Genomic DNA, 11,540 nt, shown 5'->3' on the forward strand with positions numbered 1-11,540 from the left:
GATCTCGCCGGAGCGGTCAACCATTGCCCGCGTCGTCTGTGCCAACTCGGCAGCAGACGACGATGCATCGGCAGCCGGCGGACGGAAGGCAGACGCTGGGTTGGCCGCAACGTCCGCCGTACTTGCCTGTTTCCGCTTCTCCTGCTTCTCCGAAAGCCGGAAAAACAACCCCGACTCCTTTGCCTGTTGGGCGATGCGCGCTTGCCGGATCCGCTCTGCCCGCTCGGCATCCTCTTCCGGATTGGTGCGGAAGCCGGCCTCAGACGCGCCAGCCACCCCCGCCTTCTTCTCGTTCTCGGCAAAGGCTCGACCGACATCACCAGGTGATGGTGGCCCGAGCCGTGGCACGGAGGGCGGCACGTCCTCATATGACTTCGGCAGCTTGTTAAAGCCCTCAGCGGTCTGCTTCCGCTCGGTGTTGTAGAGCTCCGCCCGCTCCTCGCCCTTGAACAGGCGCGGCGGACGCAGTGCGACGATCGTCGCCCCAGCAATGAAGAGTGCGGCGACCGCGCAGCCAATCATCAGAGCGCGCCGATTGAGACGTCGGATCGGCCTCGGCCGCGTCCGCAACTCCAGGGGCTCAGGTGGGTCCTGGTCCAGCCGATCCGTCATGAGGCGCTCCTGGTGCCGATCGCCTGCGACACCGGTCGGGCGTCGATACGAATGATCCGGACAATGCGTTGCGGGTTCTCCCCCATGCGCAGTTCGGCGGCACCGAACATTCGATCGACAATGTAATAGGAGCCCCGCACCCGATAATTCACGAGGTTCGGCCGACCATCGGCTCCCGCCACGAACAAAGGCGGCGCTTCGCCCTGCGACAGACCGGTCGGCATCTGGATGTAGACCTTGCGGCCGTCGTCAAAGGCGCGCAACGGCCGCCACGGCGGATCGTCACCCTCGATGTGATAGCGGAAGTTCAAGCTGTCCAGCCGGACCCCGCGATCGGCGACCCGCTCCTCGTTCGCCTGAGCCGCAGCGTTTTGCTTGTGCAGAGCAACCAGCGTATCCGTGGGATAGGTCCACGAGATCGAGGCCATATAGGTCTGCCTGGTGGAGACGAGCTCGAGATGGTACGTGCGCCGATCGGTCAGGACCACAAGATTGGTCTGGATATCCGGCAGCGTCGGTTTGATCAGGATGTGCACCCGTCGGGCGTTACCCTGCCCGCTCGAGGTATCGCCAACCACCCAACGCACCGTGTCGCCGGTGGAGACATCGATCAGTTCTTCGCCTACCTGGAGCGCCACCGTCGAGACCTTCTCGGGACTCGCGTAAAGCCTGTAGAGCGCCCCCTCCGTCCAGGGATAGACCTGGATGGCATTGATGTATCCGGCGCGCGTCGGCTCCATCCGCGCCGCCTTGTTGGCCTTGGCGATCGCCTGCTCCGGCGGCAGCTTCTCGCCCCGCTCGCTCTTGGTCGGATATGGCTTGAGCTGACCAGGCAGCGGCAGGATCTTTGGCGTCTCGACCACCTCGACCGGCTTTGGCGGGTCCGCCTCTGGGGTGGCCTGCTCAAATGTCATCTCGTCATAGGGCGCTTCAAGGTTGAGCTTGGTCGCGCATCCGCAGAGCAGGAGCGACAGGGTAAGCGCGCTGGCCGACGCGAGCTTCGTGGGGGCGGCAGATTTCATTTGGCGTCTCCGATGAGGTCGCGTGACCAGTTGAGGGAATGGACGTAGAGGCCGAGCGGATTCTTCCGCAGCGTCTCAGCATCGGTGGGTGGCTTGAGCACGGTGGTGACTAGACCGGTGAAGCGCTCGGTCTTGGCGATCGAGCCGTTCTCGTAGGTGTTTTCCTTCCAGCGGATCTCGAAACTGTCGCCGGAGGCGCGGACTACGGAGGTGACTTCGGCGGTCACCGTCTTGGACCCGATTTTTGCAAACGGGTCGGTTTCGCGTGCGTAATCGTTCAAGGCCTGAGCGCCGCGGTCTGTCGTGAAGTCGTAGGCGCGCAGCCAGTTCGTCCGCACGATGACCGGATCGATCGACAGTGAGCGGACGTTTTCGACGAACCGCGCCAGGAAATGCGCGATCTGCGCGTCCGACGGCTGATAGCCCTCAAGCGCGGCTCCGACCGCGCGGACTTCGCCGAGCCGATCGACTTCGACGACGTAGGGGACCACACCGGAGCGGGCGATCTGGGTCAGAATCGTCAAGCCGAGCACACCGGACAGACCCATGGCTGCCAGCGCCGCGAGCCGCCAGTTGCTGGCCTGTACCCGTGCGGAGCCTAACCGCTCGTCCCAGACTTGGGCCGCTTTCTGATAGGGCGTCACCGGCTCAGGCGTCTCGCCGTATCGAACGGAAGCGCGACGAAAGGGATGGGCGGCCATAGGTCAGTCCTCCCCAAGCTTCGGACCCGAGGAATGGCCGCCCTTATCTCCCTCTTTGAGGGTATGGGCTGCGAGCTGTGCCGCTTCTCTGGCGTGCCGCCGCTGTGGTGCGACCGACGCCCCTGCCGGCCCTGAGGTAGATCCACCGCTTGCCGAGCTTCCGCTTCCCGCTCCGGAAAGCTGTTCTGCCGCCGCAGCGCGAGCCGGGCTGCCACCAGTTGACGTCGCTCCACTGAGCGAGGCCGCAGAACGAACCGCCGCCATCGATCCGCCGGCAGCCATGCGAAATCCGCCCGCTGCCACCGCGCCGCCTCCGATCACGACAGCTGCAGCCCCCGCCACCGTTCCTGCGGCGGCACCGGCGCCAAGCTGAGGCGCGCCCGAAACAAGGCCGGCAGCAATCCCCGGACCGAAAACTCCCAGCCCGAACAGCGAAAGCGCCGCCAGCAACAAGCTCATCGCCGAAGCGACATCGATCGGCCGCGTCAAGGTGGCCGAGAGTTGGCCGAAAATGGTCGAGCCGATGCCGATGATGATCGCAAGCACCATCACCTTCACGCCCGACGCCACGACATTGCCGAGCGTCTTCTCCGCCAGGAACGCGGTCTTGCCCCACAATGCAAACGGCACCAGGATGAAGCTCGCCAGCGTCGTCAGCTTGAACTCGATCAGCGTGACGAAAAGCTGGATCGAGAGCACAAAGAACGCCAGCACGATCAGGATCCAGCAGAACAGCAGGATCAGGATCGTCGGCAGGTTGGTCAGGACATCGAACCCTGTGAACTGGCTGGTCTCCTCGAGGAGCGGATGGGCGGCGGTAAAACCTGCGGAGGCGACAAAGCCAGGGCGTGCCAGGTCGGCTGCACTTAAAGTCCCGCCCGACGCCTTCAACCCGACGCTGGAGAACGAGTTGAAGATGATATCGGCAAGGCTCTTGAAGTTGCCGATGATGAAGGCGAATGCCCCGACATAGAGCACCTTCTTCGCCAGCGTCACCAGGATCTGGTCATCGCCGCGGGCGCTCCAGGCGAGCCCGGCGAGCGTCAGATCGATCCCGATCAGGGTCGAACTGAGAAATGAGACATCGCCGGACAGGAGTCCAAAGCCCGAATCGATGTAGCGCGAGAAGGTCTCGGTAAACCGATCAATGACGGTGAGATCAGCCATTGCGTCCCCCTCTACTTGCCGCTCGTATAAGCGTGACCGTCGCCGATGAAGCGAACAAACCGCTCCTGCGCTGCCGCGACGGACGCCTGCTGCTCGGCGGCCCGCAGCGTGTCGGCACGGGCCTGGGCCAGGGATAGCGTCTGTGCCTGCAGAGCCTGCTTGAGCTGTAGGCCAAGCAGTTCGTTGGTCGACTGCTGGGCCTGCACGGATCCGATCGCGGCCGAAGAATTCGCCATCAAGGTGCCAAGCGTCTGCCGGTCCTCGTCGATTGTGGATGCGATCGTTGCCTGGGTCGTCAGCGCCTGCTTCAATCCCTCATGGCTGTTGTCCCAGCGCGCCGTCGCGTCCTGCACCAAGCGGTCAGAGGAAGCCGCCGCCGTATACTGGCGCGGATAGAGCCGCTCGAAGTCGGCTTGCGCCTTCTGAACGTCGAACGAGAGACCTTTGGCCTGCGCGATCAGGCCATTGAGCCGAGCAATCGTACTCGTTAATTGACCCGCCACGCTGGTCGGCAATCGCTCGAGATTGCGAGCCTGGTTGATGAGCATCTGCGCCTGGTTTTCGAGGCTCCTGATCTGGTTGTTGATCTGGTCGAGCGCCCGGGCTGCGCTGAGCAGGGTCTGGCTGTAGTTCCAGGGATCGTAGACGATCGATTGCGCCGCAACCCGTGACGTAGGTTGGACACTGATCGGCAGCGACAACGACAAGGCTATCGCGGCCCTGGACAGAACGTGCGGACGGAATCCGCTGAGGCGAGATCGCATGGCTTGGCTCCCGAATGTGAGGCAAAAGACTTGCGCGTCAGGACCGGCGCGCCTGTTCAAAGGCTCTGATCAGGTTTGCGGCCCAGTGCAGATCGCGCTCGGCGAGATAGCGCTCGGCAAAATGATGCGGGCCGGACCTGGCCAGGACCGTCTCGATGACGCGTTGATCCTCAGCTGACGACGCCGCGGCGAAAGCCAGCGCCACCGGCCCGAGGCCAAGCTCAAACAGGCGGTTGCCCGCGCGCGACTGCAGGTAATAGTCCCGCTTGGGAAAGGCCTCCGCGATGAGGCGGATCTGGGTCTCGTTCAGGCCGAAGCGGCGGTAGGTCTCGGTCTGTGTCGGCTCGAGCGCGCGCGGATTGGGCAGGAAGATCCTGCTCGGGCAGGATTCGATGATCGCCGGCGCAATCTGGCTGTCCGCGATATCGGCGAGCGACTGGGTGGCAAAGATGACAGCCACATTCTTCTTGCGCAGCGTCTTCAGCCATTCCCGGATCCGGCTTGAAAACAATGGATCGTCGAGAAACACCCAGGCTTCATCCAGCACCAACAAGGTCGGACGGCCGTCGAAGCGCGCCTCGAGCGTATGAAAGAGATAGGTGAGAACGGGCGCGACCAGGCCTGGCAGCGCCATCAACTCCTCCATCTCGAACGTCAGAACCTCCGCGCCGGAAAGGCGGTCGGCATCCGCATCGAGGAAGCGCCCGAACGGCCCTTCGAGGGTGTAGGGCTGCAGCGCCTGGCGCAGCGCGTCGCGGGCAAGCAGCGCGACAAGCCCGGTCATGGTCCGCTGGGAGACGGGTGCGGAGCCAAGGCTCTTGAGCGCCGACCAGACGGTCTCCTTGACCTCCGGTGTCACCGTGACGCGCTCATGGGCGAGCACGCCGCAGAGCCAGTCAAGCGCCCAAAGCCGCGCCCCCTCGTCGCCAGCATCCTTGAGCGGCTGAAACGCAATCCTGCCCTTGGCGCCAAGCTCATACCAGGCCCCGGACAGCGCGAGCGTCATCGCGCGCGCCGAGCGGCCTTTGTCAAACGTGATGAGCTGCGCATTGGCATAGCGGCGAAACTGCAGCGCAAGAACGGAAAGCAGCACCGACTTCCCTGCCCCGGTCGGGCCCACAACAATAGTGTGCCCGACGTCGCCCGCGTGCAGCGATAACCGAAATGGGGTTGCGCCCTTGGTCTTGGCAATGAGAAGCGGCGGCCCGTCAAGATGCTCGCACCGTTCCGGTCCGGCCCACACCGCCGATAACGGACACATATGGGCAAGGTTGAGCGTATGAACGATCGGCTGGCGGATGTTGGCATAGGCTTGACCCGGCAGACTGCCCAGCCAGGCCTCCACTGCGTTCACGCTCTCGCGGATGGTGGTGAATCCGCGGCTATTGATCACACGCTCAACGGCGCGGATTTTCTCATCGGCGTTGCGCGAGTCCTCGTCACTGACGGTGACGGTCGTCGTGACATAGCCGAAGGCGACCAGGTCATCGCCAAGCTCGGAGAGTGCCGCGTCGGCGTCGGCGGCCTTGTTGCCGGCATCGGTGTCGATGAGGACTGCCTGTTCGTTGAACATCACCTCCTTGACGATGGCGGCAAGCGACTTTCGTTTGGCAAACCATTGCCGGCGGTAGCGCGACAAGGTCGCATTCGCCTGCGTGCGGTCAAGCGGCAGGAACCGGGTCGCCCACCGATAGGGAACCCCTAGCCGGTTCAATTCGTCGAGCAGGCCGGGAAAGGTGACCGCCGGAAAGCCGAGCACCGTCAGCGCACGCAGATGGCTGCGGCCGATCGCCGGCGACAGGCCGCCGGTTAGCGGCTCATCGCTTAAGAAGCAATCGAGATAGGCGGGAATATCCGGAACGCTGACCGGATGCCGCTTGGTCGAGACGCAGCCGTGCAGGTAGGTCAGCGTCTCCTCGTCATTCAGAGGCCAGATCTCGGGCAGAACCGAGGCCATCAGATCGATGGCGCGATCGGTCTCCTGAATGAAACGTTGAAGGTGATCGTGATAGCTGTGCCCATTTTGCCGCTGGTGCCGTTGGGTCTCGACGGGTCCTTTCGAAGCGTCGCTCCCTGCCGGATCGTCCCCGTGCTTATCGTGAGCGGGTTTGTCTCGTCCCGTGCGACGCTCTCGTGCTCTCTTCTCCTTCCCCTGCGGGCGTTCCAGAAACAGGTCTTCCAGCCGCGAGACCCGCTCCGCCGGCGGCAAATACATCAATGTAAGATGCTGCACGCTCTCGAAATGCTGCCCACCTGGCCGTGAAGGGTCATCCCAGCCTTCATTGGAGCCCTCAAACGCCGCGCGCCGTTCTTCGTCGACGAGCCAGGACACCGCATCCGGAAATTGCGAGCGCGGATAGTCCGAGGCCGGAATGCGCGTCGCATCGAAGAACAGCGCCCAGCCCGAGCCAAAGCGTTTCAGGACATTGTTGACCCGCGCGGCCACGCTCATCAGTTCGGCCTCGGTCGCGCTGTCGAGATCGGGTCCCCGGTAGCGGATGGTGCGCTGGAAGCTGCCGTCCTTGTTCAGGACCACGCCCGGCGCCACCAGGCAGGCCCATGGCAGCCAATCGGCAAGCCGATGCGCATGATTGCGGAATTCTCTCAAGTTCAGCATGCAAGCCGGCCCTTGTGCTTGGTGTGGCGGATGGCGACGTCGACGAAGGCCGGGTCGCGCTTGGCGAGCCAGACCGCGATCCCGTGGCCGACGATCCAGAGCACGAGGCCTGCGAGCCACAGCCGCAAGCCGAGCGCCAGTGCGGCCGATAGCGTGCCGATCAGGATGGCGGCGGCGCGGGGCGCGCCACCGATCAGGATCGGCTCGGTGAGCGACCGATGAAGGACGAGTTCAAAACCATCGGGGCGCATCAGATCAGCGCTCCGCCGCCGAACGAGAAGAACGACAGAAAGAAGGAGCTCGCCGCAAAGGCGATGGAGAGGCCGAACACGACCTGAACCATCCGGCGAAAGCCGCCCGACGTATCGCCGAACGCGAGCGAGATGCCGGTCACGGTGATGATGATGACGGCGACGATCTTGGCGACCGGCCCTTGCACCGATTCAAGAACCCGCTCGAGCGGAGCTTCCCAGGGCATGCCCGAGCCAGCGGCATGGGCTTCCGTGGCGATCGCCAGCATGCAGGCCGCGGGCGCGCCGAGCTCGATCAAAATTCGCCCGCCCACCTTGCCGACGCTACGAAGGCGAAAACGCGCGTATGGGTGCAATCGAGGCCGCATGTTATGTTCTCCTTTTAGGGACGGTGACTGGTGTTCGGAAGTCCGGGCGGGGTTTGGAGCAGGTAGTCGCCCGAGGGATCGAGGCCTCTGAGCTCGGCGATCGCTTCGATCCGCCGGGCCGGCCCGCGCCCCTTGATGAAGACGATCAGATCGATCGCCTCGGCAATGAGGCGGCGCGGCACCGTTGCGACCGCCTCCTGGATCAATTGCTCGATGCGATAGAGCGCCGCGCGCGCCGAGTTGGCGTGGACGGTCGCGATGCCGCCGGGATGGCCGGTATTCCAGGCCTTGAGCATGTCGAGCGCTTCGGCGCCCCTCACCTCACCGACGATGATGCGATCAGGCCGCAAGCGAAGGGTCGAGCGCACGAGATCGGCAAGGCTTGCCACACCCGGCTTGGTCCGCAGCGTCACGGCATCCTTGGCATCACAGCGCAGTTCGCGGGTGTCTTCGATGATGACGACCCGCTCGTTGAGAGCGGCGATCTCGGCAAGGAGCGCATTGGCCAATGTGGTCTTGCCCGAACCCGTACCGCCCGCGACCAGGATGCTGCGGCCTTCGGCCACTGCCGCCGCGAGCATCTTGGCCATCAGCGGCGAGGCGATCTGGGCCCTGACATAGTCGGAGAGGCGGAAGGTCGTTGTCGCGGGTTTTCGGATCGCAAAGCAGGGCGCAAGCGATACCGGCGGCAGGATGCCTTCGAAGCGCTCGCCGGTTTCGGGCAGCTCCGCCGAGACGATCGGCGAGGCCCCGCTCGCCTCAGCCCGGATATGGCTGGCGACCAGGCGGATGATCCGTTCGGATTCCGGAGCTGTGAGCACGACCCCCGTGTCGGCGCGGCCCAATTTATGCCGGTCAAGCCAGAGCTTTCCGTCGGGATTGACCATGACCTCGACAACGTCCTCGTCTTCCAGTGCAAGCGCGATCGCCGGCCCCATCGCGGTTCGCAGCATGCCGCGGCGCCGTTCGCGGGTTTCGGGCGAGAGAAGGTCAGACATTGCCGACCTCCTCTCGCCCCGCCGGAGACAGCCCCGGCTGCTCACCCGCCGCCTCTTGCGAGCGGGATTCGGTCTTGTCGCCCTCGGCCGCCCCAAGGGGTGCACCCTCCTCGACGTGCCGCATGAACAGGTCCGGCTTTGACGTGGTGACGCGGTCCATCGCGTCGGCAACGAGCCTTCCCCCTGAGGCGACGCGCTTGCCGACCTGGGCGACGAACATTTCAAATCGCTCCCGCCCGAGCGCGCGCGCCGCGTCCTGATCGCCCGACGGCAAGGGCGGCGTAATCGTCAAGTAGTAGCGGACGAACAGCGCGATGGTCTCCGCCATCACCAAGAGATCCCGCTCGGCTCGCTCGAGCTGCCGGCTGACGCGGTCGAGCCTTCTGACCAGCGCCGCATCGCCGGCGGTGTCGCGCTCCGGATTGAGAAAGCGATCGAGCGCGGCATCGACGATCGCGGACTTATTCGTTCCCGGCCGCCTGGCGGCAAGCTCGAGCCGCTGCGCGACGCTGTCGGAGACATAGGCTGAGAGCTTTGGTTTCATGGCAGGTGCCTGTCAGAACGCTGGGAGAAGATCGTCGTCATCGCGTGTCACGGCGTGCGCCCGGCGAATGGAGCTCGAGACGTTGGCCGCACGCTGCATCTGGTCGCGGTCGGCATTCGCATCCGTCTCGTCATCAAAGAGGCGCTCTTCGATCACCCGGCTCTGGTCGGCTGCGGGCGATGCTTCGTCAAACAGCGGGAGCTGCTGTTTCAGCCCGCCCTCCTCACTACCGGTCTGCATCAGCTCGCGATATGGCAGGGTCGCCAGGCGAAGATCGACAGCGCGCACCTGACCGTGCCAATCGCCCGGCCGTCTTGCCGGCAGATCGGGATGGACGTTACCGGCAAGACGCGGCGGCGGAAGCAGCCGCCTGACAAAATTTGCGTCCTTGTAGTGCCGGAGCTTGCTTGCCCGCACCGGCGCCAGACCCGAGACCAGGACGATGGCCTGGTCGGGCGGCAACTGCATCACTTCGCCAGGCGTCAGCAGCGGCCGCGCCGTCTCCTGGCGGCTGACCATGACGTGGCCAAGCCAGGGCGCTAGCCGATGGCCGGCATAGTTACGCTGGGCGCGCAATTCGGTCGCGGTGCCTAATGCATCCGAGATGCGCTTTGCCGTGCGCTCATCGTTGGCCGCAAACGCAATGCGAACGTGGCAATTGTCCAGGATGGCGTTGTTCTCGCCATAGGCTTTCGCGATCTGATTGAGCGACTGCGCGATCAGGTAGGCGCGGATGCCATAGCCGGCCATGAACGCAAGCGCGCTTTCGAAGAAATCAAGCCGCCCGAGCGCCGGAAATTCATCCAGCATCATCAACAGCCGGCGATGCCTCGGTGCTCCTGCCGTCGCGTTCAAGGTTTCGGTCAGACGGCGGCCGATCTGGTTGAGGATCAACCGGATCAAAGGCTTGGTGCGGCTGATGTCGGACGGCGGCACGACGAGATAAAGCGTGACCGGCTTGTCCGCACTAACCAGATCGGCAATTCGCCAGTCGCAGCTTTCGGTGTTTCGGCTGACGATCGGATCACGGTAGAGCCCGAGGAAGCTGACAGCCGTCGACAGCACACCTGAGCGCTCGTTTTCTGACTTGTTGAGGAGCTCCCGCGCGGTCGCGGCCACGACGGGATGCACCTTGGGCTCTGTCTCCGTCCCAAGATGATTGGTGGCCATCATGATCCGCAGCGTCTTCTCAAAGGACTGCGCGGGATCGGCCAGGATCTCGGTAACCCGGGTCAACGTCTTCTGCTCTTCGGCATAGAGGACGTGGAGGATGACGCCGACCAGCAGCGAATGGCTGGTCTTCTCCCAATGGGTTCGGCGTTCGAGCGCCCCTTCGGGATCGACCAGGATGTCGGCGATGTTCTGAACGTCGCGCACCTCGGCCGCGCCCTTGCGGACTTCGAGCAACGGATTGTAGCGCGCGCTTCGTGAATCGGTCGGATTGAACAACAGGCAATGCGAGAAGCTTGATCGCCAGCCGGCTGTCAGCTCCCAGTTCTCGCCCTTGATGTCGTGCACCACCGCAGACGAGGTCCAGGACAACAGCGTCGGCAGCACGAGCCCGACGCCCTTGCCTGAACGCGTCGGCGCAAAGCACATGACATGCTCCGGCCCGTCATGGCGCAGGTAGTTGTGCTCGAGCCGCCCGAGAAAAACACCCTTGGCGGCAAAAAGGCCGGCGGCCTTGATCTCCTTGGCAGTAGCCCAGCGCGCCGAGCCGTAGGTCGTTACGAGCTGATTTTGTCGCGCCCGCCAGACCGAGTTGATGATCGCGAACAGTGCGCCGGCGACTCCGCCAGTTGCAGCGATGGCGCCGCCCTCTTCAAAGATTTCGGGCGCATAAGCCTCGTAGGCGAACCACCATTCGAACAATCGCCACGGCAGATAGATCGGATAGCCTGCAGCTGAGAACCAGGGTTCACCAAGCCGCTCCTGAAATCCCAGAGCTGCTGCCGTCCATTGCGTCGCACCCCAGGTTGACGCGATGACGATGCCGAACACGATCGTGATCTGACCGACATAGATTTTCGCTGGAAACATTCGGCTCGCCCCATTCACCCACGCCCACGTGAACGGCGCGATGAAAAGGGCGAACCGACTTCGTGTTCAATCGAAATAAAAATTGGGACTCGGAAGAAAGAGCAATGCCAATGGCTCCTGGTCCGGCGAGAAGGACCTGCGTCAAGCCTCGGCGTAACTGGTACGACGCCTCAACAGAGTGTGAACGACCGGCTCAAATTGGATCAAGTCTTCAGGCGATCACGCCGAAGCAAGCCTACAGGCCGGATACCGCAGCAAAACCGTCCGATACATATCGGCCGCATTGCTCAGACATCGAGGCCGATTCGGAAATGCTGCTCGCCGCTGCTGCTGCCGATCATGATGGATCATCGGCAACATGAGCCAGAGGCAATCTGGAAGATACGGGCGGCTCGGCGTTTGATGATGAGCGAGGGACACGCAAGCCGCGGGATTTGTGCTATTTCGGACCGGGCG

10 protein-coding genes and 1 pseudogene are annotated in these 11,540 nt (G+C 63.8%); all 11 read right to left on the reverse strand.

From position 1 onward, the window contains the following. A pseudogene (locus J6497_RS39315) lies at window positions 1-612 on the reverse strand (TrbI/VirB10 family protein); the annotation flags it as partial. Next, complete coding sequence (gene trbG / locus J6497_RS39320; RefSeq protein ID WP_225709529.1) at window positions 609-1,634, reverse strand: P-type conjugative transfer protein TrbG; 1,026 nt, start codon at window positions 1,632-1,634, stop codon at window positions 609-611. The pseudogene J6497_RS39315 and the gene trbG, both read right to left, overlap by 4 nt. Then, window positions 1,631-2,335: a conjugal transfer protein TrbF gene (trbF, locus tag J6497_RS39325; RefSeq protein WP_225709530.1), complete on the reverse strand. Its 705-nt coding sequence runs from the start codon at window positions 2,333-2,335 to the stop codon at window positions 1,631-1,633. The genes trbG and trbF overlap by 4 nt, the downstream gene beginning before the upstream one ends. A 3-nt stretch (window positions 2,336-2,338) precedes the next feature. Next, window positions 2,339-3,502, reverse strand: coding sequence for a P-type conjugative transfer protein TrbL (gene trbL / locus J6497_RS39330; RefSeq protein WP_225709531.1), 1,164 nt, complete (start codon window positions 3,500-3,502; stop codon window positions 2,339-2,341). A gap of 11 nt (window positions 3,503-3,513) precedes the next feature. Next, window positions 3,514-4,266: a P-type conjugative transfer protein TrbJ gene (gene trbJ, locus J6497_RS39335; protein WP_225709532.1), complete on the reverse strand. Its 753-nt coding sequence runs from the start codon at window positions 4,264-4,266 to the stop codon at window positions 3,514-3,516. Between the two features lie 37 nt (window positions 4,267-4,303). Beyond that, complete coding sequence (gene trbE / locus J6497_RS39340; RefSeq protein ID WP_225709533.1) at window positions 4,304-6,883, reverse strand: conjugal transfer protein TrbE; 2,580 nt, start codon at window positions 6,881-6,883, stop codon at window positions 4,304-4,306. After that, entirely contained in the window at window positions 6,877-7,134 is a 258-nt protein-coding gene (locus J6497_RS39345; protein ID WP_225709534.1) for a VirB3 family type IV secretion system protein, read from the reverse strand. Before J6497_RS39345 ends, trbE begins: the two co-directional genes overlap by 7 nt. After that, entirely contained in the window at window positions 7,134-7,403 is a 270-nt protein-coding gene (locus J6497_RS39350; RefSeq protein WP_225709538.1) for a TrbC/VirB2 family type IV secretion system protein, read from the reverse strand. Before J6497_RS39350 ends, J6497_RS39345 begins: the two co-directional genes overlap by 1 nt. A gap of 113 nt (window positions 7,404-7,516) precedes the next feature. Beyond that, entirely contained in the window at window positions 7,517-8,500 is a 984-nt protein-coding gene (gene trbB, locus J6497_RS39355; RefSeq protein WP_225709535.1) for a P-type conjugative transfer ATPase TrbB, read from the reverse strand. Beyond that, on the reverse strand, window positions 8,493-9,044 hold the full coding sequence (locus J6497_RS39360; RefSeq protein WP_225709536.1) for a CopG family transcriptional regulator: 552 nt from the start codon (window positions 9,042-9,044) through the stop codon (window positions 8,493-8,495). Before J6497_RS39360 ends, trbB begins: the two co-directional genes overlap by 8 nt. 12 nt (window positions 9,045-9,056) lie before the next feature. Beyond that, window positions 9,057-11,084 (reverse strand): conjugal transfer protein TraG, encoded by a 2,028-nt coding sequence (locus J6497_RS39365; RefSeq protein WP_225709537.1) that lies wholly within the window; start codon window positions 11,082-11,084, stop codon window positions 9,057-9,059. Window positions 11,085-11,540 lie beyond the last annotated feature (456 nt).

Source organism: Bradyrhizobium cenepequi, from assembly GCF_020329485.1.
GTDB lineage: Bacteria > Pseudomonadota > Alphaproteobacteria > Rhizobiales > Xanthobacteraceae > Bradyrhizobium > Bradyrhizobium cenepequi.